Below are 17,139 nucleotides of genomic sequence, written 5' to 3' on the forward strand. Positions count from 1 at the left end.
ACTGCAAATATGGCAGGCTGCAATGCCTGCCATTCTTTAAGATGGAACAACAATATGCTGATAAATTTAAAGAATCGAACAGTGTCGATACTGGCAACAAGTCTGTTTGCCTGCGCCTCAATGCATGTATTCGCGCTACCAGCCGATTTTCCGGTTATGCCCGCGGCAACCGTCCCCGTAAGCCAGTATGTCACGGCGGTGAACGCGGATAGCAGTATCACTTTCCGCCTGTTTGCGCCAACGGCGAAGCAGGTCAGTGTTTTTACCGGTTCGACGCCCGATAGCATCGTGTCCCATGCGATGATGAAAGATGAATCTGGCGTATGGTCGTTCAAAACGTCAGCGCTGGCACCGAACCTGTATGAATATTTTTTCAGCGTGGATGGCTTCCGCACCGTCGATACCGGCACGGCGTTGACTAAACCGCAGCGTCAGGTGAATACCAGCCTGATTCTGGTGCCGGGGAGCATTCTGGATGTGCGTCAGGTACCGCATGGTGAGCTAAGAACGCTGACCTATCACTCGAAAGCATTGAAATCAGAGCGTCAGGTCTATGTCTGGACGCCGCCGGGCTATAGCGAATCGTCAAAACCGCTGCCGGTGTTGTACTTCTATCATGGCTTTGGCGACACGGGCGCATCGGCCGTGGTGCAGGGGCGGATACCGCAGATGATGGATAACCTGCTGGCGGAGAAAAAGATTGAGCCGATGCTGGTCGTCATTCCTGATACGGAAACGGACGTTCTCGGTATTATTCCGGAAGACTATCCGCCGCAGGAGCGCCGTAAAGTGTTCTATCCGCGCAATGCGCTAGCGGCGGACAAGGAACTCATCCATGACATTATTCCCGAGATCGGCAAACGCTTTAACGTCCGTCAGGATGCGAACGGCAGGGCGCTGGCCGGTCTGTCTCAGGGCGGTTATCAGGCATTGGTATCCGGCATGAGCCACCTGGATCACTTCGGCTGGCTGGCAACGTTCAGCGGCGTGACTACCGAAACGGTGCCGAATGCAGCCGTCGCCGCACAGCTTGAGCGACCGGAGCAGATCAATCAGCAACTGAAGAACTTCACGGTGGTGATTGGTGAAACCGACAACATCACCGGTAAGGATATTGCGGGTCTGAAAACCGTACTGGAGCAGAAAAATATCCGGTTTGACTACCGCCATTATCCGAATCTCGGCCATGAAATGGATGTCTGGCGACCGGCCTACAGCGAGTTTGTTCAGAAGCTTTTTAAATAGCGTCTTCATGCTGCGGGCTGCGTCGTGGCATGCCTGCTTTCTCTGATGGCAGCTTGAATCGCCGAGCTGTCATATCAACGATTGCCAAGCACCGTTAAGGATAATCATGTCTATTCACAGGTACTTTTCCCGGTTTGTCATGCTGATCGTGGCATTGCCGTTCCTCAGTGCGTTCACTGCGCAGGCTCAAACTTCACCTTTTGATGTAGCCGATCATAAACAGATCCGCGTCATTATTAGCGCCGATGCGAAAAACGAGGCTGACGATGATTTTGCCGTTGCCCATGCGGTGCTGACGCCAACGATGCAGGTAAAAGGGCTGATTGCCGCCCATTACTCTCGTACTGCGCCGTTGATGAAACGTGATGGCGAAAACAGCATGATGGAAAGCTATCATGAGCTTCAACGCCTGATGAAGGTTATGGGGAAAACGGACATTCCCGTTTATCGCGGTGCGACGCAGGCGCTGAAAGCCGACGGTGGCGCGCCTGCGTTGAGTGAAGGGGCGCAGATGCTGATCAAGGAAGCGTTAAAAGACGATTCGCATCCTTTGTTTGTGTTAGTCATGGGGCCGATTACGGATATTGCCGCCGCGCTACAGGCTGAACCGACGATCGCCAGTAAAATGACGGTGGTGTGGATTGGTGGAATGCCTTATCCGAAAGGTGGCTGGGAATACAATATGTTTAACGATCCGGTCGCGGCGAACAGCGTATTCAAGTCTCAGGTGCCGTTGTGGCAGGTGCCGCATAATGTTTATATGTCCGTGCGCGTCTCGCTGTCTGAGCTTGCCGTACGCGTTAAGCCGCAGGGGAAAGTTGGGGAGTATCTGTGGCAACAGCTGATCGAGTTTAATCGTGCGATTTCCGAAACCATCAAGGACGTTCCTTGGCCGAAAAGCGAAGTCTGGGTATTGGGTGATAACCCCTCGGTTTCTCTGCTGCTGGATGACCATGAATACCACTACACGTTGGTCAACGCACCGCAGCTAAACGACGACCTGACCTATGCACTGCAGGACAATGCGCGCCAGATTCGAGTGTATAACGCCGTTGATGCCCGCTTCACGCTGGAAGATTTCTACGCCAAGTTGGCGTTGGCCTATGGTCAAGGGAAATAAAAATCCCGGAAGGGTATACTCTGGGGCACTATTTTTCACTTAAGCCCCACTTATTGAGCTTCTGAACTTTTTCTATCAGGCAAAACGCCGCGCTTTATCAGCAAATACACGGGGATGAACTGCCGAAATGGGCACTTCATCTCAGTATTTTCGCCATCTACCTTTATACTTAAGCGCCCGCTTTTTAAGTGATTAATTTTTCAGCCCTCAGCGCTTAATCCCCTCGCCATATCCTGCTATGTCCACCCGCTGTGACTGAGACAATCCTCATATAACTTTCGATACGATTCATTACTTTTCTTTACCTTTGATCAAAAACAATATTTTTAATGCATCTTTTTGTTATTCATAGTGCGAGTAATGTCACGACAGTTGTTGTGGTTTCTGTCAAATGGATAACTAAAATGACCGCCAGTAGGCGGCTTAATTTGGACACAAACGCATGGTCAGGATAAGCACGTCAATCTCCTATCTGTGGGGCATGGTAGCCAGTCTCTTTCTAATGATGCCAGCCTATTCCGCTGATGCTCCGGTGTCACCACCACCCGCCCCGATAGAAGCAAGAAACTCCGTATTCACCAATCAACACCCCGATCAGTTCAACTCGTGGAAAGCGACCACTGAACAGTCTGAACGTCATGATGCGTTGGCAGAAGACCCCATGATGGTGGTCCTCTGGGCGGGTTATCCCTTCTCCAGAGACTATAACAAGCCGCGCGGCCATGCCTACGCCATAACGGACGTGCGTGAAACGCTGCGTACCGGTGCACCCAAGACGGCAGAAGATGGCCCTCTGCCGATGGCGTGCTGGAGTTGTAAAAGCCCGGATGTCGCCCGCTTGATCCAACAGGAAGGCGAGGACGGTTACTTCAAAGGCAAGTGGGCGCGAGGCGGGCCCGAGATTACTAACGATCTCGGCTGTGCGGACTGCCATGATACTGCGTCCCCAGATTTTGCTCAGGGCAAACCGGCGCTGACGCTGTCCCGTCCTTACGCAGAGCGTGCAATGGAAGCCATTGGCAAACCGTTTGATCAAACCAGTCGGTTTGGGCAGCAATCGATGGTCTGTGGACAATGCCACGTTGAGTATTATTTTTCCGGTAAAGACAAAGCGGTGAAATTCCCATGGGATAACGGCACGAAAGTCGAAGACATGGAAAAATACTATGACGCCATTTCCTTCTCCGACTGGACCAATACCCTTTCCCGCGCGCCGATGCTGAAAGCCCAACATCCAGAATATGAAACCTGGAGCATTGGTATTCACGGTAAAAACAACGTGACCTGTATCGACTGCCATATGCCGAAAGTGAAAAACGCGGACGGCAAGCTGTATACCGATCACAAGATCGGCAACCCTTTCGACAATTACGGCGAAACCTGTACCAATTGCCACACGCAGGATAAAGCGGCGATGCAGAAGGTGGTTGCTGAACGCAAAACGGCTATTCAGGACTTAAAACTGAAAGCAGAAGAGCAATTGGTTCACGCGCACTTTGAGGCTAAAGCGGCCTGGGATGCCGGTGCAACCGAAGCAGAAATGCAGCCGATTCTGATGGATATTCGCCACGCGCAATGGCGCTGGGATCTGGCGGTTGCCTCTCACGGTATTCACATGCATGCGCCGGATGAAGGCTTACGGATGCTCGGCACCTCGCTGAGTAAATCCGCCGAGGCGAGAACCAAACTGGTGCGTCTGTTGGCACAAAAAGGGGTGACAGGGGAAGTCAAGCTGCCGGATATCTCGACGAAAGAGAAAGCGCAGCAGGCGATTGGGCTCAACATGCAGCAAATCAAAGCCGAAAAACAGGATTTCCTGAATACGGTAGTGCCGCAGTGGGATGAGCAAGCGCGCAAAGCTGGGCGACTGAACTAATAACCCCTCATCGCCCGTGGACGCGGGCGATCATAAAGTGGAGTGGATATGAGCGTATTACGTTCGTTATTGACTGCCGGGGTGCTGGTATCAGGCATGCTTTGGGCATTGCCAGGGCTGACGCAGCCCGCACCTCAGGCGGAAAAAGGAGAGCGCTGGGAAGTCATGCCACAGCGCAATCCCGATGAGGCGTGTCTACAGTGCCATAAACCGGAAGAGGATGGCATGCAGGGCAAACATGCCTCCGCCGTCAACCCGCATAACCAGAAACAGCTGACCTGCACAAACTGCCACGGCAAGCCATCGCCGATGCACCGCGAAGGCGTTAGAGATGTCATGCGCTTTAACTTCCCGATGTATAAGGTGGAAGAACAAAACAGCGTCTGTATGTCATGTCATACGCCGGAACAGTTGCAGAAATCGTTTTGGCCACACGATGTGCATGTCGCGAAAGTGGCCTGCGCTAGCTGCCACCAGTTGCACCCCACGCAGGATAGTATGCAGACGCTGAACGACAAGAGCCGCATCAAACTGTGCGTGGATTGCCATAGCGATCAGCGCAATAACCCAGACTTCAACCCAGCCTCAGTTCATCTGGGTAATAAGAGGCAGCCATGAGTTGCTCTCGTCGTCAATTTCTTGCCCGTATGGGGGGGCTCATTGCCATCACCAGTACGGCGGGGCAGGTCGTCGCACAGACGCTGAATATCAACGGCGTCCGCTATGGCATGATCCACGATGAATCGCTCTGTATCGGCTGTACGGCGTGCATGGATGCCTGTCGGGAAGTCAATCAGGTGCCGGAAGGCGTCTCGCGCTTGACGATCATTCGCAGCGAACCGATTGGGACCTTCCCAGACGTGAAATACCGCTTTTTCCGTCACTCCTGTCAGCACTGTGATCATGCGCCTTGTGTTGACGTGTGTCCGACCGGGGCGTCGTATCGTGATGCGACAAACGGCATTGTGGATGTGAATCCCGATCTGTGCGTAGGGTGCCAATACTGTATTGCTGCCTGTCCTTATCAGGTGCGCTTTATTCATCCGAAGACGAAAACGGCGGACAAGTGCGATTTTTGCCGCAAGACTAACCTGAAAGCCGGAAAACTGCCCGCCTGTGTGTTGTCTTGTCCGACGAACGCGCTGACGTTCGGCAACCTTGACGATCCTGACAGCGAGATTTCCCGCCTGCTTCGTCAACAGCCGACGTATCGCTACAAAATCGCGCTCGGCACTCGTCCTAAGGTTTATCGCGTACCGTTTAAATACGGGGAGGTTCATCAATGACGCCCGTGTCTTCAAGCGCATTCCATTTTGCTTCGTTAGTCTGGGACTGGCCGATTGCGATTTACCTGTTCCTGGTGGGCATTTCTGCGGGACTGGTGACGCTGTCGGTCTTACTGCGACGCTACCACCCCGAACAGGCAACCGCCGACAGTACGTTAATGCGCACCACACTGATTCTTGCACCGTGCACCATTATTCTGGGATTGCTGATTCTGGTTTTCCACCTGACGCGCCCCTGGACGTTCTGGAAGCTTATGTTCCATTACAGCTTTACCTCGGTGATGTCGGTTGGGGTCATGCTGTTTCAGGTCTATATGGCGGCGCTGGCGGTCTGGTTGGTCAACATTTTCAGCGAGCAGGTTATCGTGCTGCAACAGCGCTGGTTGCCGAAGCTGGTCATGCTTCCCAAGGTGCTCGGCTGGCTGGCACCGATGCAGAAATCGCTGGATATCGTGATGTTACTGCTGGCGGTGATGTTAGGGGCTTATACCGGGTTTTTACTCTCCGCGTTGAAGACCTATCCGCTGCTGAATAACCCGATCTTACCGGCGCTATTCCTGTTTTCGGGGGTGTCCTCCGGTGCCGCAGTAGCGCTGATCGCCATGGCCTGCCGCTATCGTCGCAATCCGCATAGTGAAGAAGCGCACTTTGTACACCGTGTCGAAACGCCGGTCATGTGGCTAGAAATCTTCTTACTGTTTGCGTTCTTTATCGGCCTTGCTTTAGGGGACGATGGGAAGCAGCGGGCGCTGGTGGCCGCCGTGGGTGGTGGGTTCTGGGCCGTGTGGTTCTGGCTGGGCGTGGTAGGGATTGGATTAATCCTTCCCTTGCTGCTCAAGTCATGGGCTAACCGACAGCATTCACCTTATGGCGTGCTGGCGGTCTGCGGTATGAGTCTGGTGGGCGTCTTGCTACTGCGCTTCTTTATCCTCTATGCGGGGCAGTTAACCGTTGTCTAATTCCCAGCAAGAGGCCTGTTAATGTTGTTATTGCCAGAATTTGGGTATGTCGCGCTGTCGCTGGCGGTTTGCGTCGGTGTGGAGACGGCGTTGCTGACATTTTCAGGCTACTCCCTGCGCTGGTCGGGTACTTACCGACTGGCGCGGTGCTGGACGTTGGTACTGTTTGGTCTTGTGTTGTTTGCGTTTATTGCGCTGACGCTGAGCGTGGTACAGGATGATTTTTCTGTTAATTACGTCGCCCAGCATAGCCATCGTGATTTACCGCTGGGGCTAAAAATTGCGGCGGTTTGGGGCGGGCATGAAGGATCGCTGCTGCTGTGGCTGTTATGTTTAACCGGCTGGAGTGCCGTGTTCGCCTGTCGCTATCGTAAGGCGGAGAGCGATCTGTTTCCGCTGACGCTGGCGATGCTGGCCGTGATCGCGACTGCGCTGCTGGTGTTCATTGTCTTTTTCTCCGATCCCTTTGTGCGTCTCTTCCCGCCAGCGGTGGCGGGAAGAGATCTCAACCCCATGCTGCAACACATTGGCCTTATTCTTCATCCGCCGTTGCTCTATCTGGGCTATGGCGGGCTAACTGTGAGTGCGGCGCTGGCGTTAGCCGCCCTGATTCACGGTGAGTTTACTGCGCCCGCCGCCTGGATTTGTTGGCGCTGGACGCTGCCCGCCTGGAGCCTGTTGACGCTAGGAATCATCCTCGGATCGTGGTGGGCCTATAACGAACTGGGCTGGGGAGGATGGTGGTTCTGGGATCCGGTAGAGAACGCCTCGCTGCTCCCGTGGCTTACGGCCAGCGCATTACTGCACAGCCTGTCTGTCACCCGCATGCGCGGCATCTTTCGCCATTGGTCGCTGATATTGGCGTTGCTGACGTTCATTTTATGCCTGTTGGGCACGCTGATTGTGCGCTCCGGGATACTGGTGTCGGTTCATGCATTCGCTCTCGAACATGACCGTGCGGTGCCTCTATTTATCCTGTTTGCTTGCTTGAGTATGGCGGCGTTGGCGGTTTATGGCTGGCGGGCTCAGCTTGTCCATTCTGCTGCCCGCTTCTCCGGCTGGTCGCGGGAAATGGCGATATTGCTGGTGTTGCTGTTATTCAGTGCCGTCGCGCTGGTGGTATTACTTGGCACGCTTTACCCAATGATCTATGGGCTGGCGGGTTGGGGGAAAATCTCCGTGGGCGCGCCCTATTTTAACCGTGTGCTCTTGCCCTTCGGTGGCCTGATGCTGTTGCTCATCGGGGTAGCGGCGGGAGGCTACTGGAAACGCAGTGCGCGATGGCCTGTCCGGCGTTTCGAAGTGACGCTGGCTGTCGGTGTCATCACCGCGCTGGTCTTATGGCCACATGGGTACGCCGTCGCACTGGCGGCGGGTCTGATCGGCTGGGTTATGGCCGCACAGTGGTTACAGCCGCTGTCGGCGATACGTCAGCAGCTTCCTGCCCTGCTCGCGCATACGGGCGTGGCGCTCTTTGCCCTGGGGATCGCGTTCTCTGCGGGCAGCAAGCAGGAAATCAGTACCAATGTGGGTCAGGGAGAACAGGTCACGCTGGGCGACTACCATTTCCGATTTTTACAGCTGGAGTTAGTGGCGGCGCAGAATTACACCGCCGAGCAGGCCGTGATTGCGATTTATCGTGGCGACTCACCGATCGCCCGCATCATGCCGGAACGTCGTTATTACAACGCACGTAAACAGCAGATGGTTGAGCCGGGCATTGCCTGGGGGCCGATCAGAGAATGGTATGCCGTGATGGGAGAGAAAACCGGCGAAAACCGCTATGCCATGCGTTTCTATGTGCAAACCGGTGTTCGCTGGGTGTGGGGTGGCGGCCTACTGATGGTCGCGGGCGCGCTGCTGGGGTGGTTCAGAGGGAGAAGGGCCTATGAGTAAATACATTGCGCTCCTTTTCATGCTGCTGGCTTTTTCTGTACAGGCTCAGGTGGTCGATACCTGGGCGTTTTCCAGTCAGGCGCAGCGTCAGGCTGCGATGGCGATTGCTGGCGAATTACGCTGCCCACAATGCCAGAACCAGAGTCTGCTGGAATCGAATTCGCCCGTGGCGGTGAGTATGCGTCATGAGGTCTTTTCCATGGTGGAGCAGGGCAAGGACAGGTCAGAAATTATGGCGTTTATGAATCAACGCTATGGCGACTTTGTTCAGTACAACCCACCGATGAAAATGCAAACCAGCATCCTTTGGCTCACGCCGCTGCTTTTGCTGTTAGCGATTGCGGTTATCGCGTGGCGGGTGATGCGGCGGCAGAATCGAAGGGCGCGCCCATGAGCCTGTTAAGCGTGAGCCTGTTGGACCTGAACCTATTGAGTATGGTGTTCGTCGCCGTCGCGATTGTCGTTCTGGCGGCCGGGCTACTATGGCCGCTACTGTCTCTGCGCAAGCCGGAGGGGGATGACAAGCTACAGCGTTTAGCGGAGCGCATCTGGCATTTTCAGTGTGAACAGGCAGGAAAGCATCTGTCCGAGCATGAGGCAAAGATGCTGGGTCGAGAGCTGTCCCACGATCTGCCGTTAGCCTCTCCTTCTTCTTTTGCGCAGCGCCCAATGCCCGCCATTGTCGTTGTGGCTGCGGTCATCGTTATCTTATTGGGCAGTGCGACGTTCTACATGCTAAGCCCGCGTGCTGCGCTGGTTCAGACGGAACGCCAGCGACTTGCCGATCCACTCCATGATTTTAGCGACGCGCAACAGCAGGAAAAACAGCTTACTGCCTTGCAGGACAACATTCGTAAAACGCCGGGCAACAGCGTCCTCTGGGCTGAGCTGGGTGAATATTATCTTTACCGCAACGCGTATGACAACGCGTTGCGCGCTTATCGGCAGGCGATTGCGCTGAAGGGTGACAGTGCTGAGCTGTATTCGGCACTGGCAACGGTGCTGTATTACCAGGCCGGTCAGGCCGTCACACCGCCGATGCAAGAGATGGTCGATAAAGCGCTGGCGCTGGATGCCAATGAAGTGACGGCGTTGATGCTGCTGGCATCCGATGCGTTCTTGAAGGCCGATTATGCACGCGCGATTACGATTTGGCAGCGCTTACTGGACACGTACAGCCCGCGGGTTAATCGCGTCCAGTTGATCGAGGCGATCAACACGGCAACGCTGCTGAAGAATAGCCAGAAATAACGTGTGATACGTTTTGCTTTAGCGGGATTTTGGTCGCGCCTGTTATCCGGCGTGAGAAATTATGCTGAGGAGGTAGCTGGCTTAGGATGAGCCGCAGGACGCGGCGAAAGCTTGCGCCACGCCGGGAGCGTGTCGCAAACGGTCCGTAAAGCCGGATACCGACGAAGGTACCGCGCAGCGGCATAATTTAGCCGGTAAGCCAGGGTTCGCAGGGCGACGGCGATTGAGCCGCCCTGCGTCGGGCGCGTGCGGAGAGGTAGCATGAAATGAAGGCCTTGTGGCGCACGAAACGGTCTCGGCGGCTGCATAAAAATATGCCCAATATATTTCCGGTTTAAGCGTGTCGGCGTGGTTTTCGATACGACTCGATGACAGAAATAACCGGAATCACCGATTTTATTGATCTCAATAAAAAAGATTAACTCTTTAGGGTTACGGCCACCAAGAGGGGGAGTAAAGGCACCATGTTATTCTATACCCGTCATACTTCAAGCTGCATGTGCGTTGGCTTTTCTCGCTCACCCCAGTCACTTACTTATGTAAGCTCCTGGGGATTCACTGCGTCGCCGCCTTCATGCAACTCGAATTATTTAGGGTATATGGCATTAGAAAGTAGGAGTACACCCCGATGTTAGAAGCGCGCGATGTGGTTTGCATACGCGATGAGCATGTGCTGTTCAGCGCGTTGTCGTTTACGGCCAGCGCGGGAGAAATGGTGCAGATTGCCGGTGCCAACGGGGTGGGCAAAACATCGCTATTGCGCATTCTAAGCGGTCTGGCGACGCCTGAATCGGGGGAGATCTGCTGGCAAGGGCAACGCATCAACCGTATGCGCGAGCAGTTTAATCAGCAGCTTCTGTGGTTAGGCCATCAGCCGGGCATAAAAAGCGTCCTGACGGGTGAAGAGAACCTGCGCTTTTTCTATCCGCAACAGGATCAGGATGCACTCTGGCAAGCGTTGGCCGCCGTCGGGCTGGCTGGCTATGAAGATGTGCCCGTGGCGCGTCTTTCGGCGGGACAACAGCGTCGTGTCGCGCTGGCGCGTTTGTGGCTCACCGACGTCCCGCTGTGGATTCTGGATGAGCCACTGACCGCGCTTGATGTGGCAGGCGTCGAAATGCTGACACAGCGTATGGAACACCATATTGCGCGTGGCGGTATCATCATTTTAACCACCCATCAGCCGCTGCGTCCGTTCGCTCAGGATATTCGCTGTATCCAGCTTACGCCGAGTGAGAGAACCCCATAATGCGGCGGCTGATTGCTCGAGAACTGCGCGTTGCGTTGCGCAATAACGCGGAAATTCTTAACCCTCTGTGGTTCTTCCTGATCGTCATCATCTTATTTCCTCTGGCTATTGGACCAGAGCCGCAGCTATTGATGCGTGTGGCACCCGGCGTGGTGTGGGTGGCGGCGCTGCTCGCTTCGCTGCTGGGGATGGATCGCCTTTTCCGCGATGACTATCAGGATGGCTCGTTGGAACAGCTGACGCTGTTGCCTTTGCCGCTGCCGTTAGTGGTGTTGGCGAAAGTGGTGGTGCACTGGATGGTCAGTGGGCTGCCGCTGTTACTGCTTTCTCCGCTGGCGGCACTGTTGTTTGGGCTGGACAGCCACGGCTGGTGGGTGATGGCGTTAACGCTGTTGCTCTGCACGCCAACGCTCAGTTTTCTGGGTGCTATTGGCGCGGGATTAACGGTCGGGCTGCGCCGCAGCGGCGTGTTGTTAAGCCTGCTGGTTTTGCCGCTCACCATACCGTTGTTGATATTTGCGACGGCGTCGGTCGAGGCCGCGATGATGCAACTGCCAGTCGGTGGGTATCTGGCCATCCTCGGTGCCTTTCTGGCGGGCAGCGCCACCCTGAGCCCGTTTGCCACGGCGGCGGCATTGCGGGTGAGCATACAATAATTTTCCGATCTCAGGATCGCCTTCATCGTCCCATTGGGATGAGTTTTACGCAAAGTGAGCACACGATTATGTTGAAAAAAAACTATCAGCTTACGCAGCCGGATCGCCTTTATGGCCTTTGCGGCAGGCTTATCCCCTGGGTTGCCTTGATCAGCGCCGCGTTGCTGATTGGCGGTTGTCTGCTGGGATTTGGGTTTGCGCCTGCGGATTATCAGCAAGGGCAAGGGTATCGCATTATGTACCTGCACGTGCCAGCGGCCGTGTGGTCGATGGGCGTCTATGCGGTGATGGCGATATGTGCGCTTATCGGGATGATTCGGCAGTCAAAAACGGCGGAGCTGGCCGTGGCGGCGATGGCACCGGTCGGCGCGGTGTTTACTTTTATTGCGCTGACGACGGGCGCCACCTGGGGCAAACCGATGTGGGGGACCTGGTGGGTGTGGGATGCGCGTCTGACGTCGGAACTCGTTCTGCTGTTTCTGTACGTGGGCATCATCGCGCTCTACAACGCCTTTGACGATCGCCGTCTTGCCGGTCGTGCGGCGGCCATTCTGGTGCTAGTTGGCGTGGTGAATTTACCCATCATCCATTTCTCGGTCGAGTGGTGGAATACCCTGCATCAGGGATCGACAAAAATGCAGAAAACGATCGATCCCGCTATGCGTCTCCCGCTGCGAATCATGATGTTAGGATTTATGAGCTTGTTCGTGACGTTGTCACTCATGCGGTTGCGTAACTTGATACTGGTGCAGCAGCGCCGCGCGCCTTGGGTGGCTGCGCTGCTTAATAAAGGAGGAATAGCACGATGAACATCGCTTTCACGAGTTGGCAAGATTTCTTTGCGATGGGCGGCTATGCCTTTTACGTGTGGCTGGCAGTGGTGCTAACGCTGTTACCGCTGAGCGCATTGGTCGGTCATACCCTCTTGAGTCGCCGCACATTACTGAGTGATATCCGCCGCCAGCAGGCGCGCGAGCAGCGTAAGAGTACGGCCCGTCAGTCGGAAACGATGGAGGTGGTGCAATGAGTACGCCGCGTAAAACCCGCCTCTATGCCATCGTGGCCGTGGTCTGCGGTGCGGTAGTGACGATAGCGCTGACGCTCTATGCATTGAGCTCAAATATCGATCTCTTTTATACGCCCAGTGAAATTCTTTACGGCAAGAACGAAACACAGGAAAAACCGGCGATTGGGCAGCGTTTACGCGTCGGTGGCATGGTGATGCCGGGCAGCGTGCGCCGCGACAGCCAAAGTCTGGAAGTCCGCTTCACCGTTTATGATGCGCAGGGTTCAGTGGATGTGACCTATAACGGGATGCTGCCGGATCTGTTCCGCGAGGGGCAAGGGGTGGTGGCGCAGGGCATTCTGGATACCGACGATCATATTATGGCGAAAGAAGTACTTGCCCGACATGATGAAAACTACACGCCACCGGAAATCAAAGCGGCGATGGAAGGGCAGCATGGTCATGCGCCGGTGGCGGCCACAGAGGGTAAACGGTTATGATGCCTGAAGTGGGCAATTATCTGCTCTGTCTGGCGCTAGGCGTTGCGCTGTTGCTCAGCGTGTATCCGCTGTGGGGCGCATCGCGTCAGGATACTCGTCTGATGGCCTTGGCGCGTCCTCTTGCCTGGGCGCTGTTTGCATGCATTTTGGCGTCTTTCCTCGTGTTGGTGCATGCACTGGTGATTAATGATTTCACCGTCCTCTACGTAGCCAATAACTCAAACCGCGCGCTGCCAGTGTGGTATCGCGTGGCAGCCGCGTGGGGCGCACATGAAGGATCGCTGCTGCTCTGGGTGCTGCTGATGAGCGGCTGGACCTTCGCCGTGGCGGTATTCAGCCGGGGGATGTCGCTGGATGCGGTCGCCCGCGTGCTGGCCGTCATGGGGATGATTAATGTCGGCTTCTTGCTGTTCATCATCCTGACGTCGAATCCCTTTACGCGCACGCTGCCGGACTATCCGATTGACGGACGCGATCTCAATCCGCTGTTGCAGGATGTCGGGTTAATCTTCCACCCTCCGCTGCTTTACATGGGCTATGTCGGGTTTTCCGTGGCGTTTGCGTTTGCGGTCGCCTCGCTGCTGGCTGAGCGGCTGGACAGCGCATGGGCTCGCTGGTCCCGACCGTGGACGCAGGCGGCCTGGTCGTTCCTGACGCTAGGTATCGTGCTCGGTTCGGGCTGGGCGTATTACGAACTCGGCTGGGGCGGCTGGTGGTTCTGGGATCCGGTGGAAAATGCGTCATTGATGCCGTGGCTGGTGGGCACGGCGCTGCTACATTCTCTGTCGGTCACCGAAAAACGCGGCAGCTTCAAGGCCTGGACGGTGTTGCTGGCCATCGGTGCGTTCTCGCTCTGCCTCTTAGGGACGTTTCTGGTGCGTTCCGGTGTATTGGTGTCGGTGCATGCGTTTGCCTCCGATCCGGCGCGCGGCATGTTTATTCTCGCGTTTCTGGTCATTGTCATCGGCGGTTCTTTGCTGCTGTTCGCTATCAAAGGCAACCGAGTACGGGCGCGGGTCACGAATTCGCTCTGGTCGCGTGAGACTTTCCTGCTTGGCAATAACCTGATCCTGATGGCGGCAACGCTCGTCGTGCTGCTGGGAACGCTGCTGCCGCTGGTGCATAAGCAACTAGGCTTGGGCAGCATTTCGATTGGTGCGCCGTTCTTTAACACCATGTTTACCCTGTTGATGGCCCCTTTTGCCTTATTGCTGGGCGTGGGGCCGCTGGTTCGCTGGCGGCGCGACGAACCGCAAAAGCTGCGTAAGCTGCTGCTGATTGCGCTGGTCGTAACGGCGGCACTGTCGCTGCTACTGCCGTGGCTGTTACAGGATTCCGTTGTTGCCATGACGGTGGTCGGCCTGTCGATGGCGCTGTGGGTGTTCTTCTTAACGGTGTACGAGCTGCATACCAGTTCCACCCGTCGTCATGGTCTGCTGCGCGGCTTGACCACACTTTCACTGAGCCAGTGGGGCATGGTGTGCGGTCATATTGGGCTGGCGGTGACGGTGGTAGGGATCGCCTTCAGCCAAAATTATAGCGTTGAGCGCGATGTGCGGATGCGGGCAGGCGACAGCATACAAATCCACGATTACCGTTTTACGTTTCAAGGCGTGCGTGATGTCGTGGGGCCGAACTGGCAAAGCGCGAAAGGGACGATTGAGGTGACGCACAACGGCAAGCCGGAAGCGATCTTGAAGGCGGAAAAACGCTTCTACAACACCAGTGGCGCGATCATGACGGAAGCCGCCATTGATGCGGGTGTGACGCGCGATCTCTATGCGGCTTTGGGTGAAAAGCTGGATGACGGTAGCTGGGCGGTGCGGCTGTATTACAAACCCTTTATCCGCTGGATTTGGTACGGCGGGGGGCTGATGGCGTTAGGGGGCATCCTGTGCATGTTCGATCCTCGTTATCGCCTGCGTCGCGCGGTTCGGGGGACAGCATCATGAGTCGTAAGATTCTGTTAATTCCGCTTGTCCTGTTTTTACTGCTGGCCGTTGCCTTGCTATGGCAACTGGTGCGTAACAGCGACGGCGACGATCCCATGCGGCTGGAGTCAGCCCTGATTGGCAAACCGATTCCCGCGTTTCGTCTTGAATCGCTGGATCAGGCAGGAAAGGTTTATAGCCAATCTGAGCTGAGCGATGGCAAACCGCTGCTGCTGAACGTCTGGGCGACCTGGTGCCCGACGTGCCGTGCGGAGCACCAGTTTCTCAACACGCTGGCGGCGCAGGGAATCCGCGTCGTGGGCATGAATTATAAAGATGAACGTCCCAAAGCGGTCGAATGGCTGAAGACGCTAGGCAACCCCTATGCGATGAGCTTATTTGATGGCGACGGCATGCTGGGGCTGGATTTGGGCGTGTATGGCGCGCCGGAAACGTTCCTGATCGACGGGAAAGGCATCATTCGCTATCGCCATGCGGGCGATCTCAACATGCAGGTGTGGCAAGAAACGCTGCAACCGCTGTGGGACAAATACAGCAAGGAGGGCGGCGCATGAGAGTGCTGAGTTTCCTTAGCGCGCTGCTGCTGTCGTTCAGCGTGCTGGCGTCTTCCGAGGTATTGCGTTTTGACAATGCTACGCAGGAGCAACAGTTTCGTGAGTTGACGATGCAGTTGCGCTGCCCGAAATGCCAGAACAACAGCATTGCCGATTCCAATTCGATGATTGCTTCGGATATGCGGCAGAAAGTGTATGAACTGATGCAGCAGGGACAAACGAAAGAGCAGGTTGTCGATTATATGGTGGATCGTTACGGCTATTTTGTGACGTATGAACCGCCGATCACGCCTTTTACGGTTCTGCTGTGGCTCCTGCCTGCGCTGTTTCTGGCTGTGGGATCATGGGTGATTATTCGGCGTGCTCGTCGCATCAGAAGTGCCAAAGAACCGATGAGCGAACAGGATAAGAAGCGCTTGCAGACGCTGTTGGAACGTGAGGGGAAATCCGAATGATGCTACTGATCGCAACCATTGTACTATCACTGATTGCGCTTTCCGCGCTGCTGCTTGCGCCGTGGTCGTCACGAGGCGAATACGATCGCGATGCGATCAATCAGGCGCTGTATCGCGATCGTCTGCGTGAGCTTACTGTGGATGTCGCCAATGAGCAGGAACGTGCTCAACTGGTTGAGGAACTCCAGCATACGCTATTGCAGGACATTCCCAGCGATGCGAAGGCACAACAGCGTCCGCTAAACAGCTGGGTTTTGCTGCCGGGTGTGCTGTTGCTGGTTATCGTCAGCCTCGGTGTGTTTTGGAAGATTTCCGCGGTTAATCGGGTGCAGGAGTTACAGCAGGTTGTGGCGTTAACGCCGGACCTGATGAAGCGAGCACTGGATCCTGACGCCGAACCACTGACCATTGAAGACGTCGCGCGTCTCGGTCTGGGATTGCGTAGCCAGTTGGAAATGCAGCCAGACAATCCACAAGACTGGTGGATGCTGGGGCGTATTGCGGGATTGCTGAATAACTACGATATGTCCGTGCAGGCGTTTGCCAAGGCTTTCCAGCTCGATCCGAAAAATACGGACCTAGCGCTGGACTATGCAGATCTGCTGTCGCGATCTACCGACCCGCGTGATAGCCAACGCGGTGGTGACATGCTGCGTGAACTGATGAATTCCGGCTCGACCAATGTGCGTGTACTGAGCCTATTGGCTTTCAATGCCTATGAAGCCCAGCGCTATCAGGACGCGATTAACGCCTGGGAAGCCATGTTGCAACTGTTACCGCAAAACGACACGCGCCGAGCAGTTATTGAGCGCAGCGTGGCACAGGCGAAAGCGTCAATGTCGGTGCAGGCGACCACGGGGAAATAATCCTTTTTTATTTTCATCATCAATAGCAGAAGGGCGATATATCGCCCTTTTGTTGTTTCTGTTGTTACGGTGAAGGTTTCGTGCGCATTACCCACGGTTTTTTCTGCAACCGTTGCAGCACGCGCCCGACACGGGGCGGCTAAGGCCGCTCTCAGCACAGGCGGAAACATCCGCCCCAAAATAACAATGAACGAAGTTCAATCTTTTGATTTTATGGGGTAAGTTCGCGTAAATAATTGCGCTGAGGTGAGCGTAAACGCCGGATGAG

General features: G+C 55.4%; 18 protein-coding genes. All 18 read left to right on the forward strand.

From position 1 onward, the window contains the following. Window positions 1–54: 54 nt before the first annotated feature. The 18 genes from K7X24_RS01285 to ccmI all read left to right on the forward strand — a co-directional run bounded on the left by K7X24_RS01285 (window position 55) and on the right by ccmI (window position 16,871). Complete coding sequence (locus K7X24_RS01285) at window positions 55–1,245, forward strand: alpha/beta hydrolase-fold protein (RefSeq protein WP_263499211.1); 1,191 nt, start codon at window positions 55–57, stop codon at window positions 1,243–1,245. A gap of 106 nt (window positions 1,246–1,351) precedes the next feature. Beyond that, window positions 1,352–2,365, forward strand: a complete 1,014-nt coding sequence (locus K7X24_RS01290; RefSeq protein WP_130637316.1) for a nucleoside hydrolase — start codon at window positions 1,352–1,354, stop codon at window positions 2,363–2,365. A 502-nt stretch (window positions 2,366–2,867) separates the two neighbouring features. After that, entirely contained in the window at window positions 2,868–4,241 is a 1,374-nt protein-coding gene (nrfA, locus tag K7X24_RS01295; RefSeq protein ID WP_223193407.1) for an ammonia-forming nitrite reductase cytochrome c552 subunit, read from the forward strand. A 48-nt stretch (window positions 4,242–4,289) separates the two neighbouring features. Further along, window positions 4,290–4,859 (forward strand): cytochrome c nitrite reductase pentaheme subunit, encoded by a 570-nt coding sequence (gene nrfB / locus K7X24_RS01300; RefSeq protein ID WP_010305738.1) that lies wholly within the window; start codon window positions 4,290–4,292, stop codon window positions 4,857–4,859. Beyond that, window positions 4,856–5,527: a cytochrome c nitrite reductase Fe-S protein gene (gene nrfC, locus K7X24_RS01305; RefSeq protein ID WP_039532159.1), complete on the forward strand. Its 672-nt coding sequence runs from the start codon at window positions 4,856–4,858 to the stop codon at window positions 5,525–5,527. Before nrfB ends, nrfC begins: the two co-directional genes overlap by 4 nt. Continuing rightward, a complete protein-coding gene (gene nrfD, locus K7X24_RS01310) occupies window positions 5,524–6,486 on the forward strand; it encodes a cytochrome c nitrite reductase subunit NrfD (protein WP_224552426.1) in 963 nt (320 codons plus the stop codon). Before nrfC ends, nrfD begins: the two co-directional genes overlap by 4 nt. Window positions 6,487–6,507: 21 nt before the next feature. After that, window positions 6,508–8,382, forward strand: a complete 1,875-nt coding sequence (locus K7X24_RS01315; protein WP_224552428.1) for a heme lyase CcmF/NrfE family subunit — start codon at window positions 6,508–6,510, stop codon at window positions 8,380–8,382. Then, window positions 8,375–8,776 carry a heme lyase NrfEFG subunit NrfF gene (gene nrfF, locus K7X24_RS01320; RefSeq protein WP_224552431.1) on the forward strand — a complete coding sequence of 134 codons (402 nt, stop codon included), beginning with the start codon at window positions 8,375–8,377 and terminating at the stop codon, window positions 8,774–8,776. The genes K7X24_RS01315 and nrfF overlap by 8 nt, the downstream gene beginning before the upstream one ends. Continuing rightward, on the forward strand, window positions 8,773–9,633 hold the full coding sequence (gene nrfG / locus K7X24_RS01325) for a heme lyase NrfEFG subunit NrfG (protein WP_224552433.1): 861 nt from the start codon (window positions 8,773–8,775) through the stop codon (window positions 9,631–9,633). Before nrfF ends, nrfG begins: the two co-directional genes overlap by 4 nt. A gap of 628 nt (window positions 9,634–10,261) precedes the next feature. Beyond that, a complete protein-coding gene (ccmA, locus tag K7X24_RS01330; protein ID WP_224552435.1) occupies window positions 10,262–10,882 on the forward strand; it encodes a cytochrome c biogenesis heme-transporting ATPase CcmA in 621 nt (206 codons plus the stop codon). Next, window positions 10,882–11,538, forward strand: a complete 657-nt coding sequence (ccmB, locus tag K7X24_RS01335; protein ID WP_224552437.1) for a heme exporter protein CcmB — start codon at window positions 10,882–10,884, stop codon at window positions 11,536–11,538. Before ccmA ends, ccmB begins: the two co-directional genes overlap by 1 nt. Window positions 11,539–11,606: 68 nt before the next feature. Further along, a complete protein-coding gene (locus K7X24_RS01340; protein ID WP_044205278.1) occupies window positions 11,607–12,347 on the forward strand; it encodes a heme ABC transporter permease in 741 nt (246 codons plus the stop codon). Further along, window positions 12,344–12,565 carry a heme exporter protein CcmD gene (gene ccmD, locus K7X24_RS01345; RefSeq protein WP_119158740.1) on the forward strand — a complete coding sequence of 74 codons (222 nt, stop codon included), beginning with the start codon at window positions 12,344–12,346 and terminating at the stop codon, window positions 12,563–12,565. Before K7X24_RS01340 ends, ccmD begins: the two co-directional genes overlap by 4 nt. Continuing rightward, on the forward strand, window positions 12,562–13,044 hold the full coding sequence (gene ccmE, locus K7X24_RS01350) for a cytochrome c maturation protein CcmE (RefSeq protein ID WP_224552439.1): 483 nt from the start codon (window positions 12,562–12,564) through the stop codon (window positions 13,042–13,044). The genes ccmD and ccmE overlap by 4 nt, the downstream gene beginning before the upstream one ends. After that, window positions 13,041–14,996 (forward strand): heme lyase CcmF/NrfE family subunit, encoded by a 1,956-nt coding sequence (locus tag K7X24_RS01355; RefSeq protein WP_109224676.1) that lies wholly within the window; start codon window positions 13,041–13,043, stop codon window positions 14,994–14,996. The genes ccmE and K7X24_RS01355 overlap by 4 nt, the downstream gene beginning before the upstream one ends. Then, window positions 14,993–15,550: a DsbE family thiol:disulfide interchange protein gene (locus K7X24_RS01360; protein ID WP_039532147.1), complete on the forward strand. Its 558-nt coding sequence runs from the start codon at window positions 14,993–14,995 to the stop codon at window positions 15,548–15,550. The genes K7X24_RS01355 and K7X24_RS01360 overlap by 4 nt, the downstream gene beginning before the upstream one ends. Beyond that, the gene (locus K7X24_RS01365) at window positions 15,547–16,005 is read left to right on the forward strand and encodes a cytochrome c-type biogenesis protein (protein ID WP_224552441.1); all 459 of its coding nucleotides are present in this window, start codon (window positions 15,547–15,549) and stop codon (window positions 16,003–16,005) included. Before K7X24_RS01360 ends, K7X24_RS01365 begins: the two co-directional genes overlap by 4 nt. Then, window positions 16,002–16,871: a c-type cytochrome biogenesis protein CcmI gene (gene ccmI, locus K7X24_RS01370; protein WP_224552443.1), complete on the forward strand. Its 870-nt coding sequence runs from the start codon at window positions 16,002–16,004 to the stop codon at window positions 16,869–16,871. The genes K7X24_RS01365 and ccmI overlap by 4 nt, the downstream gene beginning before the upstream one ends. Window positions 16,872–17,139 lie beyond the last annotated feature (268 nt).

This window comes from Pectobacterium versatile, from assembly GCF_020166435.1.
Classification (GTDB): Bacteria; Pseudomonadota; Gammaproteobacteria; order Enterobacterales; family Enterobacteriaceae; genus Pectobacterium; species Pectobacterium versatile.

Coding starts and splice junctions, on each gene's coding strand:
- K7X24_RS01285 (WP_263499211.1), top strand. CDS start 55: ATGCTGATAAATTTAAAGAATCGAACAGTGTCGATACTGGCAACAAGT.
- K7X24_RS01290 (WP_130637316.1), top strand. CDS start 1,352: ATGTCTATTCACAGGTACTTTTCCCGGTTTGTCATGCTGATCGTGGCA.
- nrfA (WP_223193407.1), top strand. CDS start 2,868: ATGATGCCAGCCTATTCCGCTGATGCTCCGGTGTCACCACCACCCGCC.
- nrfB (WP_010305738.1), top strand. CDS start 4,290: ATGAGCGTATTACGTTCGTTATTGACTGCCGGGGTGCTGGTATCAGGC.
- nrfC (WP_039532159.1), top strand. CDS start 4,856: ATGAGTTGCTCTCGTCGTCAATTTCTTGCCCGTATGGGGGGGCTCATT.
- nrfD (WP_224552426.1), top strand. CDS start 5,524: ATGACGCCCGTGTCTTCAAGCGCATTCCATTTTGCTTCGTTAGTCTGG.
- K7X24_RS01315 (WP_224552428.1), top strand. CDS start 6,508: ATGTTGTTATTGCCAGAATTTGGGTATGTCGCGCTGTCGCTGGCGGTT.
- nrfF (WP_224552431.1), top strand. CDS start 8,375: ATGAGTAAATACATTGCGCTCCTTTTCATGCTGCTGGCTTTTTCTGTA.
- nrfG (WP_224552433.1), top strand. CDS start 8,773: ATGAGCCTGTTAAGCGTGAGCCTGTTGGACCTGAACCTATTGAGTATG.
- ccmA (WP_224552435.1), top strand. CDS start 10,262: ATGTTAGAAGCGCGCGATGTGGTTTGCATACGCGATGAGCATGTGCTG.
- ccmB (WP_224552437.1), top strand. CDS start 10,882: ATGCGGCGGCTGATTGCTCGAGAACTGCGCGTTGCGTTGCGCAATAAC.
- K7X24_RS01340 (WP_044205278.1), top strand. CDS start 11,607: ATGTTGAAAAAAAACTATCAGCTTACGCAGCCGGATCGCCTTTATGGC.
- ccmD (WP_119158740.1), top strand. CDS start 12,344: ATGAACATCGCTTTCACGAGTTGGCAAGATTTCTTTGCGATGGGCGGC.
- ccmE (WP_224552439.1), top strand. CDS start 12,562: ATGAGTACGCCGCGTAAAACCCGCCTCTATGCCATCGTGGCCGTGGTC.
- K7X24_RS01355 (WP_109224676.1), top strand. CDS start 13,041: ATGATGCCTGAAGTGGGCAATTATCTGCTCTGTCTGGCGCTAGGCGTT.
- K7X24_RS01360 (WP_039532147.1), top strand. CDS start 14,993: ATGAGTCGTAAGATTCTGTTAATTCCGCTTGTCCTGTTTTTACTGCTG.
- K7X24_RS01365 (WP_224552441.1), top strand. CDS start 15,547: ATGAGAGTGCTGAGTTTCCTTAGCGCGCTGCTGCTGTCGTTCAGCGTG.
- ccmI (WP_224552443.1), top strand. CDS start 16,002: ATGATGCTACTGATCGCAACCATTGTACTATCACTGATTGCGCTTTCC.